The sequence below is a fragment of the Paraburkholderia sabiae genome (assembly GCF_030412785.1).
Lineage (GTDB): Bacteria > Pseudomonadota > Gammaproteobacteria > Burkholderiales > Burkholderiaceae > Paraburkholderia > Paraburkholderia sabiae.
The window spans coordinates 852871-876952 of sequence record NZ_CP125295.1 but is presented as its reverse complement, the minus strand read 5'-3'; the positions used below and the strand labels follow the sequence as shown (position 1 = coordinate 876952).

At 64.2% G+C, this 24082-nt stretch carries 21 protein-coding genes; 10 read left to right on the top strand and 11 right to left on the bottom strand.

Annotation, left to right across the window (positions count from 1 at the left end; all coding sequences use genetic code 11):
- Positions 1-58: 58 nt before the first annotated feature.
- Together QEN71_RS03960 and QEN71_RS03955 are read left to right on the top strand one after the other, a co-directional pair.
- Entirely contained in the window at positions 59-625 is a 567-nt protein-coding gene (locus QEN71_RS03960) for a GNAT family N-acetyltransferase (RefSeq protein WP_201653172.1), read from the top strand.
- A gap of 156 nt (positions 626-781) precedes the next feature.
- Positions 782-1774, top strand: a complete 993-nt coding sequence (locus QEN71_RS03955) for a hypothetical protein (RefSeq protein ID WP_233471969.1) — start codon at positions 782-784, stop codon at positions 1772-1774.
- Between the two features lie 88 nt (positions 1775-1862).
- Here QEN71_RS03955 and QEN71_RS03950 read toward each other — a convergent pair whose 3' ends face one another.
- The 3 genes from QEN71_RS03950 to QEN71_RS03940 all read right to left on the bottom strand — a co-directional run bounded on the left by QEN71_RS03950 (position 1863) and on the right by QEN71_RS03940 (position 6160).
- Entirely contained in the window at positions 1863-2606 is a 744-nt protein-coding gene (locus QEN71_RS03950) for a DUF2968 domain-containing protein (protein WP_201653169.1), read from the bottom strand.
- Positions 2607-2861: 255 nt separating this feature from the next.
- Positions 2862-4232: a gamma-glutamyl-gamma-aminobutyrate hydrolase family protein gene (locus tag QEN71_RS03945; protein ID WP_201653166.1), complete on the bottom strand. Its 1371-nt coding sequence runs from the start codon at positions 4230-4232 to the stop codon at positions 2862-2864.
- A 158-nt stretch (positions 4233-4390) separates the two neighbouring features.
- Positions 4391-6160, bottom strand: a complete 1770-nt coding sequence (locus tag QEN71_RS03940) for a cation:proton antiporter (protein ID WP_201653163.1) — start codon at positions 6158-6160, stop codon at positions 4391-4393.
- 163 nt (positions 6161-6323) lie between these two features.
- On the opposite strand from QEN71_RS03940, the gene QEN71_RS03935 reads away from it, so the two are divergent.
- Positions 6324-7712: an amidase gene (locus QEN71_RS03935; protein ID WP_201653161.1), complete on the top strand. Its 1389-nt coding sequence runs from the start codon at positions 6324-6326 to the stop codon at positions 7710-7712.
- Positions 7713-7808: 96 nt separating this feature from the next.
- Positions 7809-8315, top strand: coding sequence for a disulfide bond formation protein B (locus QEN71_RS03930; protein ID WP_201653158.1), 507 nt, complete (start codon positions 7809-7811; stop codon positions 8313-8315).
- A gap of 394 nt (positions 8316-8709) precedes the next feature.
- On the opposite strand, the gene QEN71_RS03925 is transcribed toward QEN71_RS03930, so the two are convergent.
- A complete protein-coding gene (locus QEN71_RS03925) occupies positions 8710-8940 on the bottom strand; it encodes a hypothetical protein (protein ID WP_201653155.1) in 231 nt (76 codons plus the stop codon).
- Between the two features lie 156 nt (positions 8941-9096).
- Between QEN71_RS03925 and xdhA the strand changes: the two genes are divergently transcribed.
- The 5 genes from xdhA to guaD all read left to right on the top strand — a co-directional run bounded on the left by xdhA (position 9097) and on the right by guaD (position 16657).
- A complete protein-coding gene (gene xdhA / locus QEN71_RS03920) occupies positions 9097-10638 on the top strand; it encodes a xanthine dehydrogenase small subunit (protein ID WP_201653152.1) in 1542 nt (513 codons plus the stop codon).
- Positions 10635-13061 carry a xanthine dehydrogenase molybdopterin binding subunit gene (gene xdhB / locus QEN71_RS03915; protein WP_201653149.1) on the top strand — a complete coding sequence of 809 codons (2427 nt, stop codon included), beginning with the start codon at positions 10635-10637 and terminating at the stop codon, positions 13059-13061. The genes xdhA and xdhB overlap by 4 nt, the downstream gene beginning before the upstream one ends.
- A 100-nt stretch (positions 13062-13161) precedes the next feature.
- On the top strand, positions 13162-14172 hold the full coding sequence (gene xdhC / locus QEN71_RS03910; RefSeq protein WP_201653146.1) for a xanthine dehydrogenase accessory protein XdhC: 1011 nt from the start codon (positions 13162-13164) through the stop codon (positions 14170-14172).
- Positions 14173-14250: 78 nt separating this feature from the next.
- Entirely contained in the window at positions 14251-15291 is a 1041-nt protein-coding gene (locus tag QEN71_RS03905) for an adenosine deaminase (protein ID WP_201653143.1), read from the top strand.
- Positions 15292-15319: 28 nt separating this feature from the next.
- Positions 15320-16657, top strand: a complete 1338-nt coding sequence (gene guaD, locus QEN71_RS03900; protein ID WP_201653140.1) for a guanine deaminase — start codon at positions 15320-15322, stop codon at positions 16655-16657.
- Positions 16658-17276: 619 nt separating this feature from the next.
- Here guaD and QEN71_RS03895 read toward each other — a convergent pair.
- Positions 17277-18518: an NAD(P)/FAD-dependent oxidoreductase gene (locus tag QEN71_RS03895; protein ID WP_201653137.1), complete on the bottom strand. Its 1242-nt coding sequence runs from the start codon at positions 18516-18518 to the stop codon at positions 17277-17279.
- Between the two features lie 122 nt (positions 18519-18640).
- Here QEN71_RS03895 and QEN71_RS03890 point away from each other — a divergent pair, with 122 nt between their 5' ends.
- Positions 18641-19405, top strand: coding sequence for a class I SAM-dependent methyltransferase (locus tag QEN71_RS03890; protein WP_201653134.1), 765 nt, complete (start codon positions 18641-18643; stop codon positions 19403-19405).
- Between the two features lie 45 nt (positions 19406-19450).
- On the opposite strand, the gene QEN71_RS03885 is transcribed toward QEN71_RS03890, so the two are convergent.
- The 6 genes from QEN71_RS03885 to QEN71_RS03860 form a co-directional block, all read right to left on the bottom strand.
- Complete coding sequence (locus QEN71_RS03885) at positions 19451-19882, bottom strand: excinuclease ABC subunit A (RefSeq protein ID WP_201653131.1); 432 nt, start codon at positions 19880-19882, stop codon at positions 19451-19453.
- Between the two features lie 26 nt (positions 19883-19908).
- On the bottom strand, positions 19909-20343 hold the full coding sequence (locus QEN71_RS03880) for a hypothetical protein (protein WP_201653128.1): 435 nt from the start codon (positions 20341-20343) through the stop codon (positions 19909-19911).
- A 73-nt stretch (positions 20344-20416) separates the two neighbouring features.
- Positions 20417-21643: a beta-ketoacyl-[acyl-carrier-protein] synthase family protein gene (locus QEN71_RS03875; RefSeq protein ID WP_201653125.1), complete on the bottom strand. Its 1227-nt coding sequence runs from the start codon at positions 21641-21643 to the stop codon at positions 20417-20419.
- On the bottom strand, positions 21640-22866 hold the full coding sequence (locus tag QEN71_RS03870) for a beta-ketoacyl-ACP synthase (RefSeq protein WP_201653122.1): 1227 nt from the start codon (positions 22864-22866) through the stop codon (positions 21640-21642). Before QEN71_RS03870 ends, QEN71_RS03875 begins: the two co-directional genes overlap by 4 nt.
- Positions 22866-23591, bottom strand: coding sequence for a 3-ketoacyl-ACP reductase FabG2 (locus QEN71_RS03865; protein WP_201653119.1), 726 nt, complete (start codon positions 23589-23591; stop codon positions 22866-22868). Before QEN71_RS03865 ends, QEN71_RS03870 begins: the two co-directional genes overlap by 1 nt.
- Positions 23588-24082 carry a hotdog family protein gene (locus QEN71_RS03860; protein ID WP_201653116.1) on the bottom strand — a complete coding sequence of 165 codons (495 nt, stop codon included), beginning with the start codon at positions 24080-24082 and terminating at the stop codon, positions 23588-23590. The genes QEN71_RS03865 and QEN71_RS03860 overlap by 4 nt, the downstream gene beginning before the upstream one ends.

Here is a 24082-nt window from a genome sequence, read left to right as displayed (position 1 = left end):
TCTCTTGCCGCGCGTTCGCCGGCTCACACTCGTCAATCGTTTCGTTTCTACCGCCGCAATGTCTGATTCCGTTTTGCCGCCCGCTCTTTCGCCCCTCGCGCTGCGTCCCGCGACCGACGCCGACGCCGATCTCATCGCTGCCATTCATAGCGCGAGCTGGCAGGCGACGTATCGCGGACTGTTGCCCGATGCGTTTCTCGACGGCGAGGTTGCGCACGAGCGCGCGTCCTACTGGCGCGCGCGGATGTCGGCGCCGGGTGCCGAACGGCGCATCGTGCTGATCGCCGAGCGCGCGGGCGAACCGATCGGCTTCGTGTGCGTCGAGCGCCAGCCGGATTCGCCGTGGGGCGTGCTGCTCGACAATCTGCACGCACTGCCCGCGCATCAGGGGATCGGCGCGGGCAAGCTGCTGATGCGCGCCGCGCAGGACTGGGCGCGCGAGCATGGCGAAGCGCAGCTGTATCTCTATGTGCTGGAAGGCAATGCGCCTGCGATCGCGTTCTACGAGCGTCAGGGCTGGCAGTTTTCCGGCGCGGAGCCCGACCATATGGGCGGCGTCGATATCACGGCGTTGCGGTATGTGTATCCGCTCGATCGCGTACTGGCAAATCATCAGGATCACTGATCATTTAGGATTGATCCGATAGTTTCAACCGGGCGACGCCTGCCACCATACCGCGACCCAACGCCTCGACTCAAGCCATGAGCATGCAGCCCGTTTGCGTCTGCTGATGTCTGCCGCTCCGAGGCTAAAAACACGAACAACATCGAGGCGAGGACCGTGTCGACACCCTTACTCACACACGTTGCCGGCGAACTGGCGATGCCGCGTCTTCGCCCGCTCGAGCTGGTCTCACGCGCCGTCGGCCGCGAGTGGTCGCTGCTGCCGCCCAACGCGAGCTTTCGGGCGGAACTCAAGGCGCTGTATGCGGCTATGATGCGGACCTTCTGCATGAGCGCCTCCGCCATTCGCGCGATGTCGCGCTGGGACTCGCAAGCCAAACTTCACACGCCGCCCGCTGCTTCCCCTTCGGCTTCGGCCATTCCTGAGTTCAAGGCCGACACCATTTCTCTCGGCATGCGTGATCCCGTGCTCGCATCGGCGCGCAAGAACCGGCAGTCGAACATGCTGGCGGGCGGTGCGTGCGCCGTCGGTGGTGCGGCGTTGATCGCGTGGCTGATGGCGAATCATCCGCGACACCCTTCGTCACCGACGCTTGCCGCTACGCCCGAGGTCACGCTCAATTCCGTTGCCCGGCTGAATGACTCGACGAAGCACGCGGATGCGCCGATCGCATGGAATCGAGCGCATGGTGATCTGGCCGCACGCGACGCCGAACATCCAGCGGTTACGTCGCATGCAAGCGCCGCATCGAAGCGCCCGACGGAATCGGGCATCGACCAAACAGCGAAGCGCGAGCGCGACACGCTCGCGAAGATTGACGTACGACACGCCCCACATGCGACGCAGCGTCCGAACGAGATCACGCCGCACCGATCCGTGGCCGCATCACGCGTATCGCCCGATTCGCACATCGCCTCGACCAAGCGCCCGCGCCATCTGCCGTCGATTGCAGGCGCTTACTCGCCTGTTGCGCCCTCCGCGCGCTTCGACAGCGACTATGGTTCCGTCACGATGTCGGCGGGCACGCACATCACCGATATCCCGCCCGCCGTCATCCGGCGCGAGCGCGTCGATACCGACAGCACCGAGTGGATGAACCACATGTCGCATCGGCGCATCACCGAAGCGCCAGATAGTTTCTCGAAGTAAGTCTCTCTGAAACGAAAAGGGCTGAGTCCAAAGCAATCCTAGACTCAGCCCTTTTCTTCTCATATCTCGCGTTCTCGCGATCACAAACTCAGCGAGTTCCCGGCAACCCGGCCTCCGCCTGATGCTGCAACTGCAGAACCTGTTGCTGCAACTGGCGCAATTGCGCCTGAGCCTTCTCTTTCTCGTCACGCAACGCTAGCGTTTCGTCCTGCGTCTGCCGCTGATAGTCGGCGACCTTCGCTTCCTGCGCGTGCGCCACTTCGATATCGGCCTGCAAACGCTGGGCGCGCGCCTGCGACTCGTTGATCACGCGCTCGATCGACGCCTTCTGCGCCTGCAACTGCGCCCGACGAATCTCGACTTCCGCGAGCTGCGACGTCTGCCGCGCGAAGCCTGAATAGATCGTCTCGGCGCGCGACTGATCGGATGTTCGAATCACACGCCAGAAGTGCTTGTCCTGAAACAGCGCGACATAGTAAGTCATGCTCGGCGCGTGGAAGAACAGCGACGCGCCGTAGCCACCATTGTACGTGGTGCGCATCTCGACGAGGCCGCCGTCGTGGATCAGTTGCATCAGGTCGGCGACATCGCCTTGTGTGCTGCCGCTCGCGTAGGCGCGCGGGTCGGCATGTGAGTCGGCAGTCATATCTTGAGCGGCGATCTCGTCGGCCGAACCATCCGGCGCGTCGGCCTGCGCGCCCTTCCCCGCGCTAGCACGCGCGACGTCCGTTCCCGTTGCCGTCTTGCTGGCCGACTGTGCGATGCCGCCATGCATGAACGCGCAAGCAATCGCGAGCATGACCGCGCGGCGCAGATCCAGGGGGTACTTCATACGTCGATACTCCATGCGTATCCAGAAACAGGCTCGGATTATCGCGCGGATTTTGGTCTTTCTGACGTCTGAAAACGGGACTTTAAATCAAGATAAACGGACAACTAAGTAATTCGACGCACAAACGTAAAACTTCGTAAAACACGACGCATTTACTGAGAGAAATTCGGCTGCAGCACGGACGAGCGCATGAGCGAAATGCAAAACGCGAACGGGCCGTTACTGGCCCGCTCGCGTTTATCGCAGAAGAAAAGATCAGAAGCGCGTTTCGCGCGCGACCCGCAGGAACGTATCCAGCAGCGGTGTGCAGTCGAGCAGCTCGGGGCCGCCCGCGCGGTGAAACTCAGGGTGCCACTGCACGCCCATCACGAACGGTGCGCGTCGATAACGCACTGCCTCGATGATGCCGTCCGTCGCCGACACGGCCTCGATATTCAGATCGCGCCCAAGCTGATTGACGGCCTGGTGGTGGATCGAATTGACGATCGCCTCGCGCCGTCCCGGGAACATGTTGACGAGTGTCGAGCCTTCGGGAAAATGCACCGAGTGACGATGCTGGTCGTAATGTTCGTTGACGTGGACGGCTGCCGTCGGGACATCCGAAGCAATGTCCTGATACAGCGTGCCGCCGAACGCGACATTGATCAGCTGACAGCCGCGGCACACGCCCAGTACCGGCTTGCCCGACTCGATGAACTCATGCAGCAGTTCGAGTTCGTACATGTCGCGCACACGGTCGCCGGGCCATTCGGGGCGCGTCGCCGCTTCCGCGTACGACTGCGGCGACACGTCGGCGCCGCCTTGCAGCAGCAGACCGTCCAGATGCTTCGCGTAGTCGCGCAGGCGGATGTTGCTCGGATGCAGCATCCCCTGATGGCCGACCGTCGGAATCATGAAGACGAGCACGTCGCGCGACATCACCCAGTGCGCGATCGATTCCTCCAGATACTGGAGCGTCTTGCCGCGCAGACCCTTCGCACCCGGTTCAGGGTGGAAGATCCGCGCCGATACGCCGATGCGCAACGTGCGCTGCGTGATCCTGCGGCCGGCACGGTCGAATATCTGCCGGGCGCGCGCGGCGATGATCCGGCCGAACACCGACCACGCCGAATCGCTGTGCTTCAGATACGCAGGCGGTGCCGGCGGATACGCGCTCGCGGGCGGCGGATTCGACGCGCCGAAGTCGGGCGCCGAGCCGAAGCCCGCAGGCGGCGCGCCGCCCGTGTTCGCCGATGCGCCGAGCGTGCCGTCAGGCTCGCCGCCGCCGGGCGCCGCCGTTGGCGCGCCCGCTGCGCCGCCGACAGCTGTCGGGCTCGCGCCCGCCGCCGTTGCAGCCGCGCGCTCCGCATTCGATACGACCGACTGCACGCGCGCAGCGGCATCCCTCGATGCCTGAGGCGATTCAGGCGTCACGTTGGAGGCGCTTTCGGGGGAATCGGTCGAAGCCGCTTCTTTGGCTTCCTTCGCGGGAGTGGGGGTTGGAGCCGGGCCCGGTTTCGGGCCCGATACCGGGCCAGGTATCGGCCCGGGTGCGGGTGCCGGGGGCGATCCGGCAGAGCCGGACTGGCTCGTCGAAGGAGATGGATTGCCGGGAGCACCGGCGTTATCGGAATTGTTCTCGCTCATGACTGTATGACAGACGCGTCTTCGCGCGTGAACGATTAGACATATCTCATTATCCGCCTCAGGCCCCGCTGCGGCAAACGAGCACACATTTCGTCACATCGAGACACAACATGCAACCTGGCGCAAACGCGTCTCAATGGGAGCGGTTGCGCAGCGCATCATGGATCCGGCTGTTCCTCGAAGGTTTCGCGCAGCGCGATCTGCATCGTCGCGTGAATCCGCACGCACCAGCGCCACAGCACCGTCAGCAGCAGCGCGGCACACAGCAGCACGGCGACGAGCAGGCCCGTCGGCGGCAGGATTGTGCTCGAAAGCGCCGCGACCAGCAGAAACACGCCCAGCATCGAAACGACGGGCACGAGGTCGGAAATCGCGTAGCGGATCGCGCTCGTGAAGCGCCCCGCTTTCGCCGGCTGCACGCTGATTTCGGCGAGCAACAGCGCCAGCGACTTCGTCTTCCGGTAGACGGCGACGAGAAACGGCATCGATACGATCAGCGCCCCGCTCCACAGCACGACGCGTTGCATCGGCTCGGACGGCAGCCATTTCTCGATGAATCCGCTTCCATATAGAGTCACATAAGGCGCTCCGTAAGACGCGCCCAGAAAAATCGCCGCGACGATCGCCAGATTCACCGCGATCTGCAGAATGATCCGGCGCGTGAGACTGAAAATGGTCGGCTCGCCGGAAGCGGGTCGCAGGCTGCCGAGCCACTGCCCGTACATGCCGAACACGTTGGCGACGGTGCGCGGCATCGCGTGGCCGACGCGGCGCGTGAGCGGATCGGCGGCGCGGATCAGGTACGGCGTGAAGAGCGTCGTCAGCGCGGAGACGGCGACGGCGATCGGGTAAAGAAACGCGCTCGTCACTTTGAGCGTCAGGCCGAGCGACGCGATGATGAACGAAAACTCGCCGATCTGCGAAACCGTCATGCCGACGCGCATCGCCGTGCGCCCGTCCTTGCCCGCGAGGAAGGTGCCGAGCCCGCACGACACGATCTTGCCGAGAATCACCGCGATCGTGATGACGGCGATCGGCCACGCGTAGTCGACCAGCACCGTGGGGTTCAGCATCAGCCCGATCGTCACGAAGAAGATCGCTGAGAAAGCATCGCGCAGCGGCGCAATCAGATGTTCGATCCGGTGCAGATGGCGCGATTCGGCCATGATCGCCCCGATCAGGAACGCGCCCAGCGCAATGCTGTAATCGAGCTTGACGACCAGCAGACAGAACGCGAAGCAGAACCCGAGCACGGACACGAGCAGCATTTCGTCGCTCTGCGACTTCGCGACGTAGTTGAGCGCGCGCGGCACGACGAGAATGCCGATCACCAGCGACACCGTCATGAACAGCAGCAGCTTGCCGAGCGTGACGAACGCGATACCCGCCGACAACTCGCCCGTCTGCGCGATGCCCGACAGCAGCACGAGCATCGCGATCGCGAGAATGTCCTCGACGATCAGAATGCCGAACACCAGTTGCGCGAAACTTTCGCGCTTCAGGCCGAGTTCGGAGAGCGCCTTGACGATGATCGTCGTCGACGAAATGGCGAGAATCGCGCCGAGAAACAGCGAATCCATCTTGCTCCAGCCAAACGCGCTACCGATCTCGTAGCCGATCCACAGCATCAGCACGATCTCCGACAACGCCGCGACCACCGCCGTCGCGCCGACCTTGAACAGCTTGCGCAGACTGAATTCGAGCCCGAGCGAGAACATCAGGAACACGACGCCGAGTTCGCCGAGCGTCTGGATGGTCTGTTCGTCGTGGATCAGCTGGAACGGCGGCGTGTACGGCCCGATGATCACGCCCGCCGCGATATACCCGAGCACCACCGGCTGTTTCAGGCGATGGAACAGCACGGTGACGACGCCGGCAAGCGCCATCACGACTGCCAGATCCTGAATAAAGCCGATGCCGTGGTGCATAGTGTCGTTCCTTACAGAAAGTAATCCAGAACGCGATGGTACCGCACGAACGGTTAAAAACGATTTAGCGTGACGTGCTGAAACATGCGCGCCGTGTAATTCCGTGGTTCGCGCCCGAAGCGTCACAATACGGTTCTCGACACCCGACCTGCCGATTCACGCCATGACTACCGCCACGCCACCGGAACTCACGCCCTTCCCGCCGCTCGCCCAACTGGCCGCCGATCTCGCCGCGGGCCGCACGACGAGCCGCGCGCTCGTCGAAGCCGCGCTCGAACGTATCGCCGATCCCGCCGGCCAGGGCGCGGCCGTTTTCATGCAGGTCGACGCCGACAACGCGCGCGCCACCGCCGACGCCCACGACCGCCTGCGCGCGGCGGGCACGGTGCTGTCGCCGCTCGCGGGCATTCCCGTCTCGGTGAAGGATCTGTTCGACATCGAAGGACAGGTGACGCGCGCGGGCTCGAAGGTGTTGGCGAACGCCGCGCCCGCCACGGCCGACGCACCCGCCGTCGCGCGACTGAAGCGCGCGGGCGCCGTGATCGTCGGACGCACGAACATGAGCGAGTTCGCGTTTTCCGGCCTGGGTCTCAATCCGCACTACGGCAATCCGCTGTCGCCGTACCGGCGCGGCGTGAAGGGCGACGAGCGGGTGTCGGGCGGCTCGTCGTCGGGCGCGGCGGCGTCGGTGGCGGACGGCATGGCGGCTGTCGCGCTCGGCAGCGACACGGGCGGCTCGCTGCGCATCCCCGCCGCGCTGTGCGGCCTCACCGGCTTCAAGCCGACGGCTGACCGTGTGCCGAAACAGGGCGGCGTGCCGCTTTCGCCGACGCTCGACGCGTTTGGCCCGATCGGCGCGACGGTCGCGTGTTGCGCGCTCGTCGACCGGATTCTGGCTGGGCTGGAGCCTGTGATTCCGGCTGCGCGGCAGCTCGAAGGCGTGCGGCTCGGTGTGCTGAATCATTACGTGACGGACGGCGTCGAGCCGGAAGTCGCCGAAGCCTACGATGCCGCGCTCAAGCATCTGGAGGCGGCGGGCGCGATCGTCAGCGATGTGCGTTTTGCGCCGCTCGACCGTCTCGCCGATATCAACCGCTTCGGCTTTTCGCCCATCGAAGCGTACGCGTGGCACCGGCCGCTGCTCGACGCGCACCGCGACGCCTACGATCCGCGCGTGCTGATGCGCATCCTGAAAGGCCAGCCGGCGACGGCCGCCGACTATCTCGATCTGCTCGCCGAGCGCGCCGCCGTGCTGGTCGAGGCGCGCACGATGTGGCAGCGCTTCGATGCCATCGTCGCGCCGACCACGCCGATCGTGCCGCCGCGCGTCGCGGAACTGGTGAACGACGACGACGCGTTCTTCCGCGCCAACGGCCTCGTGCTGCGCAATCCGAGTGCGTTCAACTTTCTCGATGCGTGCGCGATCTCGCTGCCGTGCCATCCGCGCGGCGCCGCGCCCGTCGGGCTGATGCTGGCGGCCGGCCCGCACGCCGACGATGCGTTGCTGGGAATAGGACGGGCCGTCGAAGCGGTATTGAATACGATCCGCTAATCCTCGCGGGGCAGCGTTTCCGGGCCGTCGGCATGCGCCGCGGGCTTCGGCTAGAATCGCCGCACCTTTTACCGAATTTCCACCGCTAGCAGGATCATGAATATCGACAACGTTAAATTGCGCCGCGAACGCAGTCTGCTCGTTCTACTCGGTCTCGTCTGTCTCGCGCTCGTGGGTGGCGCGTTGTATCTGCAGTTCGTCGAACACGAAGATCCGTGCCCGTTGTGCATCATCCAGCGCTATTTCTTTCTGCTGATCGCGATTTTCGCGTTCCTCGGTGCGCGGATGCGCGGCTGGACGGGCGTGCGGCTGCTCGAGGTGCTGGCGCTGCTGTCGGCGCTCGGCGGGCTGGTGACGGCCGCGCGGCATGTGTATGTGCAGTCGCATCCGAATTTCAGCTGCGGGTTCGATGCGTTGCAGCCGATTGTTGATGGTTTGCCGCCGGCGCACTGGCTGCCGAGTGTTTTTAAGGTTGCCGGTTTGTGCGAAACGCCTTATCCGCCGATTCTTGGGCTTTCTTTGCCTGCCTGGTCGCTGGTTGGGTTTGTTGTGGCATTTCTCGCGCTGGCGCTTGGTCTTTGGCGTAATCGCGGCGCGCGATAGCCGGTTTTTTCGTTTTTTGCTGGTTGTTTTAGGTTTTTATTGGTTTTTGCTGGCATCCGCGGTTTCGTATCCGTACTTCACGCGTTGCCCCTGTGCGGGGCGGCACCTACTTTTCTTTGCAGCGGCAAAGAAAAGTAGGCAAAAGAAAGCCGCTTCAAACCTCCGGTACCCACCCGGATACCGCTACGGCACAGGTTCTCTGAGCTAGCGCGCAGCAACGTCCGCACCCCGTAGAAAGCCCGCAGTCAACCGCGCACGGCGCGAAAACCCCACACATGGTCTGGAGCACATACCGCCACAATCAAACCGACGGCAAACGCAAAAAAACAAGTCAACCGAATGTGCCCCAGGTGGATGTCATCTTTCGCGCCGCGCGCGGATGACTGCGGGCTTTCTACGGAGTGTGGGCGTCGCTGCGCGACGGCTCAACAGCGACATGCCGAAGCGGTATCCAGGCCGGCACCGGAGGTGTGAAGCCGCTTTCTTTGGTTACTTTCTTTGCGGCGGCAAAGAAAGTAACTGCCGCCCCGCACAGGGGCAACGCCTGAAGCACAGCTACGAATTCGCGGATGCCACCGCAGCAAAAACAAAAAAGCAAAAAACAAAAACCAAAAAGCCGTGCCATGCCCTCCCCCACATACCCCTCATTCGATCAGAAAAATATTTTTGGGACAAAGTGGTGTTATGTTCGAACCTGGATGGCGATCTACGTGCGCGAGGCCGGCTACGGCGCGACCCATGCGTAACGCGCGCCCGGTCCGCAATGTCTTCAGGATTCGCCGTGACAACGCAAACCATCCGCTTCTATCACCAGGGAACCGTCCGCGAAATCGGCGGCGTGCCCGCCTCGCGCACCGTGCTCCAGCACCTGCGCGAAGACCTGCACTGCACAGGCACCAAGGAAGGCTGCGCGGAAGGCGATTGCGGCGCATGCACGGTCGTCGTCGGGGAAGCCGATTCGAGCGGGCAACTGCAACTCAAGGCCGTCAACGCCTGCATCCAGTTCCTGCCGACGCTCGACGGCAAAGCCCTCTTCACCGTCGAAGACCTGCGCGCGGCCAGCGGCGCGCTGCATCCCGCGCAACAGGCAATGGTCGACTGCCACGGCTCGCAGTGCGGTTTCTGCACGCCCGGCTTCGTGATGTCGATGTGGGCGCTCTACGAAAACCAGCCCACCGGCGCCGGCCTGCCGACTCGCGATGAAATCAACACCGCGCTGTCCGGCAATCTGTGCCGCTGCACAGGTTATCGGCCGATCGTCGAAGCGTCGCAGAAGATGTTCGACGAGCAGCACTATCCGCGCGTCGCGCTCGACCGCGCAGCCGTCGTCAAGGCGCTTCGTTCGATCCAGCGCAGCGCGACCTTCGAATACAGCGCGCCCGATACGCGCGGCGACGCATTCGGCCAGCCGACTTTCTACGCGCCCGTCACGCTCGACGCCTTCGCCACGCTGCGCGCGCAACATCCGCACGCCCGCCTGCTCGCGGGCAGCACCGATGTCGGCCTGTGGGTGACGAAGCAGTTTCGCGATCTCGGCGACATCCTGTACATCGGCAACGTCGCGGAACTGAAGACGATCGAGCGCGACGCGCAGACGCTGACGATCGGCGCGGCCGTCTCGCTCGAAGACGCGTACGCCGCCCTCACCGCCGACTATCCGGAACTCGCCGAACTGTGGACGCGCTTCGCGTCGCTGCCGATCCGCAATGCGGGCACGCTCGGCGGCAATGTCGCGAACGGCTCGCCCATCGGCGATTCGATGCCCGCGCTGATCGCGCTCGACGCGCAAGTCGTGCTGCAACGCGAGCGCAAGACGCGCACGCTGCCGCTCGACGCGTTCTACATCGGTTATCAGAAGACGGCGCTCGAAGCGGGCGAATTCGTCGCGGCGATCCGCGTGCCGCGCCCCGCGCAGGATCTGCGTTTCCGCACATACAAGGTTTCGAAGCGCTACGACCAGGACATCTCGGCCGTGTGCGCCGCGTTCGCCTTGCGCATCGCGGACGGCGTGATCGCGGATGCGCGCATCGCGTTCGGCGGCATGGCCGCGACGCCGAAGCGCGCGCAGCAGGCGGAAGCCGCGCTCAAAGGCGCGCCCTGGGACGCGGCCGCCGCGCAACGCGCAATGACCGCGCTCGCCGCCGACTACCAGCCGCTCACCGACATGCGCGCATCGGGTGCGTACCGGCTGAAAGTCGCGTGCAATCTGCTGTGGCGCTTCCATCTGGAAACGCGCGACGCCGATCCGCTCGCGTTGCGCGACGTCAACGCATTCGCGTTCGATGCAGGCGCGCTGCATGCCACGCAGGAGCCGACGTCATGAACAAACAGACTGAAGCATTCGTTCATCAGGCAGAGCGCGCCGAAGCCGACGCGCAAACCGCGATCGGCGTGCCGCTGCCGCACGAATCGGCGGCGCTGCATGTGAGCGGCGAAGCAACCTACACCGACGACATCCCCGAGCTTCAACAGACGCTGCACGCGGCGCTCGGCCTGTCGCGGCATGCGCATGCGCGCATCGTGTCGCTCGATCTCGATGCCGTGCGGGCTGCTCCCGGCGTCGTCGCCGTGCTGACAGCCGACGACATCCCCGGCGAAAACAACTGCGGCCCCGTCTTGCACGACGATCCGATTCTCGCCGACGGCGAAGTGCTGTATCTCGGCCAGCCCGTCTTCATCGTCGTCGCGCAGAGCCACGAACTCGCGCGGCGCGCGGCGGCGCTCGCGAAAAGCGACGACGTCGTGCGTTACGAGCCGCTCGAAGCCGTGCTGACAGCCGCGGAAGCGAAGGCGAAAAAGCAGTACGTGCTGCCGCCGCTGCACCTGAAGCGCGGCGCGCCCGCCGAGAAAATCGCGCAGGCGCCGCACCGGATCGCAGGCACATTCGAAGTCGGCGGCCAGGAGCAGTTCTATCTGGAAGGCCAGGTCGCGTATGCCGTGCCGAAGGAAATGGACGGCATGCTCGTCTACAGCTCGACGCAGCATCCGAGCGAAATGCAGCACGTCGTCGCGCATATGTTCGGCTGGCCGACGCATAGCGTGCTGTGCGAATGCCGCCGGATGGGCGGCGGCTTCGGCGGCAAGGAATCGCAGTCGGCGCTCTTTGCATGTGCCGCGTCGCTGGCCGCGCACAAGCTGCGTCGCCCCGTGAAGTTGCGCGCCGATCGCGACGACGACTTCATGATCACGGGCAAGCGTCACGACGCGATCTACGAGTACGAAGCCGGTTTCGACGATGACGGCCGCATTCTCGGCGCGCGCGTCGAGATCGCGCTGCGCGCGGGTTTCTCGGCGGATCTGTCGGGCGCCGTCGCGACGCGCGCCGTGTGCCACTTCGACAACGCGTATTACCTGTCGGATGTCGATATCGTCGCGTTGCCGTGCAAGACGAACACGCAGTCGAACACCGCGTTTCGCGGCTTCGGCGGACCGCAGGGCGCGCTCGTAATGGAAGTGATGATGGACGGCATCGCGCGTGAACTGAAGCGCGATCCGCTCGACGTGCGTCGCGCGAATTTCTACGGCATCGGCGAGCGCAACGTCACGCCGTATGGCCAAACGGTCGAAGACAACGTGATCGCGCCGCTGACGGACGAACTGATCGAATCGAGCGGCTATCTCGCGCGGCGCGAAGCGATTGCCGCGTTCAACGCGACGAGTTCCGTGCTCAAGCGCGGCATCGCGTATTCGCCCGTCAAGTTCGGCATCTCGTTCAACGTGCCGTTCCTGAACCAGGCGGGCGCGCTCGTGCACGTCTACAAGGACGGCTCGGTGCTCGTGAATCACGGCGGCACGGAGATGGGCCAGGGCTTGAACACGAAGGTCGCGCAAGTCGTCGCGGGCGTGTTCGGCCTGCCGCTCGCACGCGTGCGCGTGACGGCGACGGATACGTCGAAAGTCGCGAATACATCGGCGACGGCTGCTTCGACGGGCAGCGACCTGAACGGCAAAGCCGCCGAAGCCGCCGCGACGACGATCCGCGAACGCCTCGCCTCGCTCGCGGCGAAAGAACTCGGCGGCATGCCCGGCGATGTGACCTTCGCTCAAAGCGAAGTGCGCGCGAACGGCGCGGCGATGCCCTTCGCGCAACTCGTCAACGCGGCGTATCTCGCTCGCATCCAGTTGTGGTCCGACGGCTTCTACGCGACGCCGAAAGTGCATTGGGACGCGAAGACGCTGACGGGTCATCCGTTTTACTACTTCGCATACGGCGCGGCCGTGTCCGAAGTCGTGATCGACACGCTGACGGGCGAATGGAAACTGGTGCGCGCGGACGTGCTGCACGACGCCGGCCAGTCGATCAATCCCGCGATCGATCTCGGCCAGGTGGAAGGCGCGTTCATCCAGGGCATGGGCTGGCTGACGACGGAAGAGCTCTGGTGGAATCGCGACGGCCGTCTGATGACGCACGCGCCGTCCACCTACAAGATTCCCGCCGTCAGCGACACGCCCGCTGCGTTCAACGTGAAGCTGTACAGCAACGACAACGTCGAGCCGACCGTGTTCCGCTCGAAGGCTGTCGGCGAACCGCCGCTGTTGCTGCCGTTCTCGGTGTTTCTCGCAATCCGCGATGCCGTCGCGGCCACCGCGCCCGAAGCCGCGCACGCGCCGCCGCTGCGCGCGCCCGCGACGCCCGAAGCGATTCTCGACGCGATCGATGCCATGCAGACACTACATGCGGGCACGCCCTCTGCAACGATCGATTCAGCGGCCAGTCCAACTTCACCGGCGGACACGGCCGCATAACGCCACACACGTAAAAAGTGCCGCGCGACACGACCGCGCCGCACGCAAGATCAACCGGCTGCGCGGCCAACCCGCGCGGCCCAGCACGGAGAACCGCCGGATGCATGCCTGGCTCACCGATCTGCAGCAACTGCTCGCGCACGGCGACGCCGTCGTGCTCGTGACAGTCGCTCGCGCCGAAGGCTCGGCGCCGCGCGACGCGGGCACGAAGATGATCGTCACACGCGATTCGGCGCGTCACACGATCGGCGGCGGACATCTCGAATGGAAAGCGATCGAAAGCGCGCGCCAGGTGCTGCGCGACGGCATGCGCGCGCCGAACATGCGGCGGCTCGAACGGTTCGCGCTCGGACCGAGCCTCGGCCAGTGCTGCGGCGGTGCGGTGGTGCTCGCATTCGAGCGACTCGATATCGCCGATCTCGGCTGGGTCACGTCGCTCGCGAAGCGCATCGCGGCAGGCCATTCGATGGTGCGTAGCGTATCATTCGGCCCCGCACCCGATGCGGTGATGCTGTCCGATCCGGAGCCGGGCGTCGAAAGCGCCGACTGTCTGCTGTGGGACGGCGCGGGTTTCGACGACAGCAGCGCGCTGCTCACCGAAACCATCGCGCCGCGCGATTTTCCCGTCGTGCTGTTCGGCGCAGGTCACGTGGGCGCAGCGCTCGTGCGCGTGCTCGCGACGTTGCCCTGCCATGTGCGCTGGGTCGACGAACGCGATGCGCAGTTTCCCGAGCCCGACACACTGGGCGCGTCGAACGTGACGATCGACGCGAACGACGCACCCGACGAAGCCGTCGACAAGGCCGCGCCGCGCACGTATTTCATCGTGATGACGCACAACCACGCGCGTGACCTCGATCTCGCCGAGCGCATCTTGCGGCGTGGCGACTTCGCGTTCTTCGGCATGATCGGCTCGCACACGAAGCGCAAGCAGTTCGAGCACCGGCTCGCCGCGCGCGGCTTCGATCCCGTCGCGATCGCGCGGATGAAATGTCCGCTCGGCGTGGACGGCATCGTCGACAAGTCGCCGGAAATCATTGCGATTTCGGCGGCGGCGCAACTGCTGCAAGCCGTCGAGGCCAACGCCGCGCACGCAGTGCAAACGGCATGAGCATCAACGCATTGGGGACGTCCGACCAGCCATCGGACGTCGAATAATTCCATCGATAACCCGAACCATTGACCGACCATGACGACAACCACATTGTCCCCGCTAGCTCACAAGACGCACGGCGCTCCGAAGGCCGAGCTGCATATTCATATCGAAGGCTCGCTCGAACCCGAGCTGATCTTCAGGCTCGCCGAACGCAACGGCGTGAAGCTCGCGTATGACTCGATCGATGCGCTGCGTGCCGCGTACGCATTCACCGATCTGCAGTCGTTCCTCGACATCTACTACGCGGGCGCAAGCGTGCTGCTGAAGGAAGAAGACTTCTACGACATGACGATGGCGTACGTCGAGCGCGCGCTCGCCGACAACGTCGTGCACACGGAAATCTTCTTCGATCCGCAGACACATACGGAACGCGGCGTATCGATTGCGACGGTGGTTGCAGGCATCGAACGCGCGCTGGCCGAAGCCGAAACGCGCGGCCTCACGAGCAAGCTGATTCTGTGTTTCCTGCGCCATCTGTCCGAAGAAGACGCGCTCGCCACGTTCGACGCCGCGCTGCCGCTGTTCGATCAGTACAGGCATCGGTTGATCGGCGTCGGCCTCGATTCGTCCGAGCGCGGCCATCCGCCGTCGAAGTTCGAGCGCGTGTTCGCGAAGGCACGCGACAAAGGGCTGAAGCTCGTCGCGCATGCAGGCGAAGAAGGTCCGCCGTCGTACATCTACGAAGCGCTCGATCTGCTGAAAGTGGATCGCGTCGATCATGGCGTGCGCAGCATCGAAGACCCGGCGCTCGTCGCGCGTCTCGCCGATTCGCGCGTTGCGCTCACGGTCTGCCCGCTGTCGAACCTCAAGCTGTGCGTGTTCGACGATCTGACCAAACATACGCTGAAGGCGCTGCTCGACGAAGGCGTCGCCGTCACCGTGAATTCCGACGACCCCGCTTACTTCGGCGGCTACGTCAACGAAAACTACCTCGCGACGATCGATGCCCTCAAGCTCGACGACGCCGAGGTGTACACGATCATCCGCAACAGCTTCGAGGCGTCGTTCGTGACGCCTGCGGAACGCGACGCGATGATCGCGAAACTCGATGCGCACTGGCGCGCATCCGCTTGATCCTTAAAGTTCGGAGACGGTTTCACTCATGACTCAAACAGCTTTTCGCGCGCAACTGCTGACGTTCAACGGCGATCCTGCGCAATCGTCCCATGCCGCAGTCTTCAACGAAGACGGCCTTCTGATCGTCGAAGACGGACATGTCGTCGCGGCGGGCGCGTATGCGTCCGTCGCGGCGCAGCTCGCACCGGGAACACAGGTGGTCGAGATGCGCGACAAGCTGATCGTCCCCGGTTTCATCGACACGCACATTCATTTTCCGCAGACGGACATGATCGCGTCGCCCGCGCCCGGTCTGCTGCCGTGGCTCGACACGTACACGTTCCCGACCGAGCGCGGCTTCAGCGAAGCCGCTGTCGCAGAGGACACGGCGCGCTTTTTCATCGACGAACTGCTCGCGAGCGGCACGACGACGGCGCTCGTCTACTGCACGGTGCACAAGCAATCCGCCGATGCGCTCTTCACGGAAGCGCAGCGGCGAAACGTGCGGATGATCGGCGGCAAGGTGCTAATGGATCGCAACTGCCCGGAGTTTTTGCGCGACACCGCGCAATCGGGCTATGACGACAGCGCCGAGCTGATCGCGCGCTGGCACAACAAGGGACGTCAGATGTACGCGCTGACGCCGCGTTTCGCGCCGACGTCGACGGAAGCGCAACTCGAAGCGACGGGCGCGCTCGCGAAGCTGCATCCCGATGTGTTTATCCAGAGCCACGTCGCGGAGAATCACGACGAAGTGAAGTGGGTCGCGAGCCTGTTCCCGGGTCATCGCAGCTATCTCGACATCTACGATCACTATGGACTGCTGCGGCCGCGCGCCGTGTATGGGCACTGCATTCATCTCGATGCCGAGGACCGTCGCAGGATGGCGGAGACGCGCGCCGTCGCTGCGCACTGCCCGACGTCGAACCTGTTTCTCGGCAGCGGGTTGTTTGATTTCGACAAGGCGGATGAGTCAGGCATGCCTGTGACGCTCGCTACTGACGTCGGCGGCGGCACGTCGTTTTCCATGCTGCAAACGATGAATGAAGCGCACAAGGTTGCGCGGTTGGGTGGGCATCATCTGACCGCGACGCGGATGTTCTGGCTGGCGACGGCAGGTGCTGCCGAGGCGCTTGATCTTGGGGATAAGGTCGGGACACTTCGGCCCGATGCCGAGGCCGATTTCGTCGTGCTTGATCCGCAAGCTACGCCTTTGCTGGCTCGGCGTACTGCGCGTACTGAATCGCTCGAGGAGCTGTTGTTTGCGTTTGCGTTGCTCGGCGATGATCGTGCTGTGTTTGAGACTTATGCTGCCGGGCAGCGGGTTCATCGGCGTGATGATTTGCGCCAACATGTGGCTGGGAAGGCGCGGATCGCGGCCTGAGCTTTGGTTTTAGCTTTTTGGTTTTTTGCTTTTTTTGTTTTTTGCTTTAGCTGGCGTCCGCGATTTCGTATCGGTTTGCTAGCGTCGCCCCTGTGCGGGGCGGCACCTACTTTTCTTTGCAGCGGCAAAGAAAAGTAGGCAAAAGAAAGCCGCTTTTGAACCTCCAGTGCCTGCCAGAATACCGCCACGGCACACGGCCTTTGAGCGGTCGCGCAGCGACGCCAACACTCCGTAGAAAGCCCGCAGTCAACCGCGCACGGCGCGAAAACCCCACACACAGTCTGGACACATACCGCCCCAAACCGAGGGCAAACGGACAAAAACAAGCCGACCGAATGTGCTCCACGCAGATGTCATCTTTCGCGCCGCGCGCGGTTGACTGCGGGCTTTCTACGGAGTGTTGGCGTCGCTGCGCGACGGCTCGACTGCGGCATGGCGCGGTGCTATCCTGGCGGGCACCGGAGGTTCAAAAGCGGCTTTCTTTGGTTACTTTCTTTGCCGCGGCAAAGAAAGTAACTGCCGCCCCGCACAGGGGCAACGCTAATAGACCGATACGAATTCGCGGATGCCACCGAAGAAAAAAAGCAAAGAATGGCGACTAGCGTCGCAGACAAAAAACCTACCCCTTACACACCTCATACAACGAATTCAACCGCCGCACAGGCTCGGCGACATAAGGATTCGTCTCATCCCACGCATACCCCGCAAGCACGGCGCTGATCATGCGCCGGATCAACGGCGTCTGGTGCGGATAAAAGATGATGTCCTGCAACTCACCCGTATACCAGCGCTCGACGAACGCACGAAACGTATCGATCCCCTTGCGCAGCGGAACGTCATACGCCGACTGCCAGTCAACGCGCTCGCCACGCAACTGGCGCTCCAACGTCGCCACAGCAAGATGCGCCGACCGCAACGCAATCGTCACCCCCGACGAAAACACAGGATCCAGAAACTCACCCGCATTCCCGAGCAACGCAAAACCCGCCCCATGCAGCCGCTCGACATTCGCCGAGTACCCGCCGATATGCCGCACAGGCATCAAAAACGGCGCATTGCCGATCAGCCGGTTCAACGTCGGCTCGCTCTGGATCAACGCACGCAGCTTCGCTTCACGCTCGGCCTCGGGCACATCGAGGAACGCCGCCTCCGCCACACAACCCACCGACGAGCGCCCGTTAGCAAGCGGAATCATCCAGTACCACACATCGCGATGGTCAGGATGCACAGCCACCGTGATCTTGCTGCGATCATGTGCTTCGACGGGAATGCCGTCGCGCACATGCGTGAAGATCGCGGCGCGCGTCGGCATGCGCGTCGGCGCTTCGAGATTCAAAAGACGCGGCAGCACGCGTCCAAAGCCGCTCGCGTCGAGCACGAAGCGCGCATGCACCTGGTAGGCGTTGCCCGCTTCGTCGGCGACGTCGAGCACGGGTGCATCGCCTGTCTTCATCGCGAGCACTGTGTGGCCGAAGCGCACGTCCGCGCCCTGCTCCGCCGCACAGCGGATCAGCAGGTCGTCGAAGGTCGCGCGCTCGACCTGATACGTCGTGCCCCAGCCAGCCGAATGCTTGTCGCGGAAGTCGTAAGCGGACGACTGATCGCGATACACGAAATGCGCGCCGTTCTTGTACTGAAAGCCCGCTTCGACGACGGCCTGCAACATGCCCGCTTCTTCGAGGTACGCCATGCTCTGCGGCAACAGGCTCTCGCCAATCGAAAAGCGCGGAAAGTGCTGGCGCTCGAGCACGAGCACCGATCGTCCCGCCTTGCGCAACAGCGCCGCGGCAACCGCACCCGACGGCCCTGCTCCGATGATGGCCACATCCACCGCAGCGTTCATCGACGAATCCATATTCATTGATATTCCTTCAAATAGCGTATTGCGCGCGCAACGCTTTGCATCCTTACCAGCGATTACAATGTCGCACAAACCATCCCAATCCAAGACCACCGAAACACCATCACCGACCGGGGAATAACGTGCAGTCCACCGAAACATCCAGCGTCTCCGAAGGCGTGCCAGGCAATGTGCCGTTCGTGCCGGAGACGTCGTTCGGCGTCTGGTTCCTGCGTACCCATACGTGGGAGCACCACGTGCTGCGCGTCGCGATCAATGACCTCAAGCGCCTGATCGACACGCCGCCCCCCGCGTCGCCCGTAATCGTCGATGTCGGTTGCGGCCAGGGTATTTCATTCCGTCTGCTCGCGCAAACGTTCAATCCAGAACGCATCATCGGCATCGACTTTCATGAGCCGTCGCTCGATCTGGCGAAGAACGCCGCCCGCGTGTGCGGCGATCACGCCGATACACGCGCCACGCAGATCGACGTGCTGCACGGCGACTGCGCGAACCTGCCGCTGCCCGATGCCAGCGCCGACATCGTGTTCTGCCATCAGACGTTCCATCATCTCGTCGAGCAGGAACGCGCGCTCGCCGAGTTCCGTCGTGTGCTGAAGCCGGGCGGCGTGCTGCTGTTCGCCGAATCGACGGATGCGTACATCAAGTCGTGGGTAATCCGTCTGCTGTTCCGCCATCCGATGCACGTGCAAAAGAGCGCGGACGGCTATCTCGACATGATCCGTCGCGGCGGCTTTACGTTCGGTGCGCACAACGTATCGTTGCCGTACCTGTGGTGGAGCCGCGCAAAAGATTTCGGCTTGCTGGAGCGTCTCGGCATCTACACGCCGAAGCCCGGCAAGCGCCGCGAAACGCTGGTCAACGTCGCAGCCGTCAAGATCGACTGATACCAGAAAGCGGCATCGCACACGAGCGATGCCGCTCTTTCACCATTACTTCTTCAGGGTCACCACGTCGCCCTTCAGCGCGACACCAGCAATCACCGCGCCCGCGCCGCAGGTGAACTCCGTCGCGCTCTCGCGCACTTCGTTCTTGTAATTGCTCTTGATGTTGATGACGGCATTGCCGCCTTCCTTGCGCGCGCGCTCCTGAAGCTCGATCACGGCCGACAGGAACACGTGCTGGCACGCCGTCTCGTCGCTCTTGCCGAACGCGTTGGTCTTCTTGTTCGTCGCGAATTCGCCGAAGCTCTTCACGACGCCAGGATGCTTCTGGCCCGCGAAATACAGCGAGATATCTTCGCTGACCTTGCCCGGCTCGCTCGCGAGCGCTTCGGCGACGGGATAGTTGTTGACGGTGTCGCGCGCGAACGCGTGCGAGGCGAGACATGCGACGACAGCTGCACAGATCAGGTGACGCTTCATGGTTATTACCCTCGTGGTTGGATTTCTTATTGCGCTTGCGTTTCCAGCTTGACGACATCGCCGCGCACGGCGAGCGTCGATCCGTTCAGGCTCGCGCCGCACGTAAATTCCGTCGACGAAGCCGATTCGTTGTGTTGAAAGTGCGTCTTGATGTCGACGACGGCATTCGCATGCTGCGCGCGTGCGTAGTCGCGCAGATCCTGCAGCGCCTTGGCGAGCGCGTTATTGCAGTTGGCCTCGGGGCTCACGTCCGGCTTGCGCGGCACGCGCACGGCAAACTCCTTGTTGCCGAACGATTGCGTCACAGGCGCATGCGCCTGCTCGCCGAAATAAAGCGCCACGTCCTGCCCGTTCTGCGTCTGGAGCGCGGCCGGCATCGGCAGCGATTTGATCTTCGTCGAGCAGCCAGCCTGCGTGAGTACGGCGGCTGCCACCAACCCCAATGCGATTCTGGTTTTCATTATTCGACTTCCCTTTGTCGTTGTTTATTGTTCGTACTGCGTGTGCTTACTTACTACGTGTGCTTACTGCGTTTCAAATCCTTGCGAACATCAGGCTCGCACAGCTTCCCCCGAAGCCGAACGACACCGACAACGCGCGTTCGATCCGTGCTTCACGCGTCGCCTGCACGAGCGGCAATTGTTGCGCAAGCGGCTCGATATCTTCGATGCCCGCCGTCCCCGCGATGAAACCGTCGCGCATCATCAGCAGCGTGTAGATCGCTTCATGCGCGCCGCACGCGCCAAGCGGATGTCCCGTCAATCCTTTCGTCGACGAAAACGGCGGCACGTCTGCGCCGAATACCGTTTGCAACGCACGCAGTTCTTCGATGTCGCCAAGCGGCGTCGACGGCGCGTGCGCGTTCACATAATCGGGACGCGCGCCCGCTTCGTCGAGCGCCGCCTGCATCGCGCGCGCGATGCCCGGCGCGTGCGGCGACACCATGCCCGCGCCATCCGTGCTGTGCCCGAAACCCGTCAGCTCCGCGTAGATACGCGCGCCGCGCGCGAGCGCGTGATCGAGCGCTTCGAGCACCAGCACGCCGCCGCCCGACGCAATCACGAAACCATCGCGCGCCGTATCGTACGGTCGCGATGCGCGCTCGGGCGTGTCGTTGAAACGGCGCGACAGCGCGTGCATCGCGTCGAACATCAGCGTCATGTTGTCGTGCAGGCATTCGCTGCCACCTGCGAGAACGATCTGCTGACGCCCGGTTTGAATCAGCTGCATCGCCTGGCCGATCGCGAGCGCCGACGTCGTGCATGCCGACGACGGCGAATACGTGACGCCTTCGATGCCGAACACCTGCGCGACATTCGCCGATGCCGTGCTGCTCATCGCCTGCGGCACCGTGTACGGCGGCGTCTTGTCGACGCCGCGCGCGTTCGCCACGGCCATCGCCGCGTCATACGTGGACATCGTGCCGACGCCCGAGCCGAGCACCGCGCCGACCTGCGGCGAACGCAGCGCAGCGGGATCGAGCCCGGCATCGTCGATTGCCTTGCGCGCCGCATGGCATGCGAAGCGCGCGGTATCGCCCATGAAGCGTTCGAGCTTGCGATCGAACGGCGGCTCACCGTCCACCGACGCCACGCCCGCGACCTGCGTGCCGAAGCCGCGCTCGCGCCACGCATCGACGCGCGTGATGCCGCTGCGCCCATCGCGCAGCGCGGCGCTCACGTCGTCGAGCGTATTGCCGATGCACGACACGATGCCCATGCCCGTGACGACGACGCGCTGCAAGCCGTGCACACGCGTCATCGAATGCGCCTGAAAATCAGCGACGTGTTGATGCCGCCGAACGCAAAGTTGTTGCTCATCACATACTCGGCGTCGATATGGCGCGCTTCGCCCTTGATGTAATCGAGCGGCGCGCACGCGGGATCGACTTCCGTCAGATTCAACGTCGGCGCATACCAGTTGCGCTTCATCATCTCGATCGTCCACCACGCTTCTAGCGCGCCGCACGCGCCGAGCGTATGGCCGACATAGCTCTTCAGCGACGAAATCGGCATGCGCTCGCCGAAGGTCTGCGCCGTCGCCTGGCTCTCGGCCACGTCGCCGCGATCCGTCGACGTGCCGTGCGCGTTCACATACGCAATCGCGTTCGCTTCGAGCTTCGCGTCTTCCAGTGCAAGCTGCATCGCGCGCGCCATCGTGCTCGCCGTCGGCTGCGTCATGTGCGCGCCGTCCGAATTGCAGCCGAAGCCGACGATCTCCGCGTGGATCGTCGCGCCGCGCGCCTTCGCGTGTTCGTATTCTTCGAGCACGAGCGTCGCCGCGCCCTCGCCGACCACGAGACCGTCACGCTTCGCGTCGAACGGACGCGGCGTGAGTTGCGGCTCGTCGTTGCGCGTGCTGGTTGCATAGAGCGTATCGAACACGGCGACAGCGGGCCCCGACAGTTCTTCTGCGCCGCCCGCGAGCATCAGCGTCTGCTTGCCCATGGCGATGTTTTCGTACGCGTAGCCGATCGCCTGGCTGCCCGACGCGCACGCCGACGAGGTCGGCACGATGCGCCCTTTCAGGTCCCAGAACAGGCTCACGTTGACGGCTGTCGTGTGCGGCATCATCTGCACGTAGCTGTTCGACGTGACATCCGTCATCGAGCCCGTTTCGAGCATCGTGCCGAACGCGCGGATCGGTTCGACGGAACCCGACGACGAGCCGTACGCGACGCCCATACGGCCGTCGGCGATCGATTCGTCGCCCGCGAGGCCTGCGTCGGCGAGTGCGAGTTCGCTCGCGCGCACCGCATACATCGACACCGTGCCCATCGAGCGCGTCTTCTTGCGCGGCCAGCCGGCGGGCTGCACGAACGCCGGCAGCGGCGCGGCGAGACGCGTGTGCAGCGACTCGAAGTAGTCCCACTCCGGCATGCGCCGCACCGCATTGCGACCCGCCTTCAGCGCCGCTTCGATCTCGTCCCAGCGGCTGCCGAGCGCCGTGACGCCGCCCATCCCCGTAATGACGACGCGCTTCATCAGATCATCCCGCCATTGACGCCGATCACCTGACGCGTCACGTACGAGGCCGCATCCGACATCAGGAAGCTGACCACCGACGCGACCTCGGCCGGTTGACCGACGCGATTCATCGGCACGGTCTTCAGTGCGTGTTCGAGCGGCATATCGTCGAGCATGCCTGTTTCGATCAGACCGGGCGCGACGCAGTTGACCGTGATGCTGCGCGACGCGAGTTCGACGGCGAGTGCCTTGGTCGCGCCGATCAGCCCCGCTTTCGCCGCGCTGTAATTGACCTGCCCGCGATTGCCGATCACGCCCGACACCGACGCGATCGTCACGATGCGACCGCCCTTCTTCGCGCGGACCATCGGCATCGTCAGCGGATGAACCACGTTGTAGAACGCGTCGAGGCCCGTTTCGATCACCACGTCCCAGTCTTCGTCGGTGAGCGCGGGGAACGCCGCGTCGCGCGTCACGCCCGCGCTGCACACGATGCCGTAGTACGGACCATGCACGGCGACATCCGCCTCGAGCGATTCGCGGCACGCGGCGCGGTCGCGCACGTCGAACTGCAGCACACGCGCCGAGCCGCCCTGCGCCGCGATGCCCGCCGTGACGGCCTCGGCTTCCGTGCGGCCCGTGCGGCAATGCACGGACACGGCGAAGCCATCTGCCGCCAGTTGATAGGCAATCGCGCGGCCGATGCCGCGGCTGGCGCCCGTAACCAGAACTCGCCGGCTCATGAACTGATACTCCCTTCGATGAACGTCTGAAAATCGTTCGGTTGAAAGACCTTGATGACGGCGTCCGCGCAACGCGCGCCGTCGTGGTCGATCGTGCATTCGTAGGCGCTGTGGCCCTCGTCGCTGCGCAGCACTTCCTGCACGTTGACGGTCAATTGCGCGTCGCACGCGAACGCGCTCGCGTGCGCCTTGTAGCTGCGCGTGCCGAGCAGCACGCCGGGGCGCGCGCGGCCGCCTGCGCGCATTGCGAGCAGCGCGACATGCGCGGCGACGCCCTGCGCCATCAGTTCGATGCCGATCCACGCGGGCATCGCGCCGTTGTCGTCCGCGTACCATGCGTCGCCGTGCACGGACGCGTGCGCCGTCAGCGTTTCGTCGCCGCATGCGCTCACGCCGTCGAGCAACAGCATCGTGCCGCGATGCGGCAGGATCGTGTCGATAGGTGGAAATGCTTCGCTGGTCTCAGCGCGGGTCTCAGGTGTGGCCGTCAT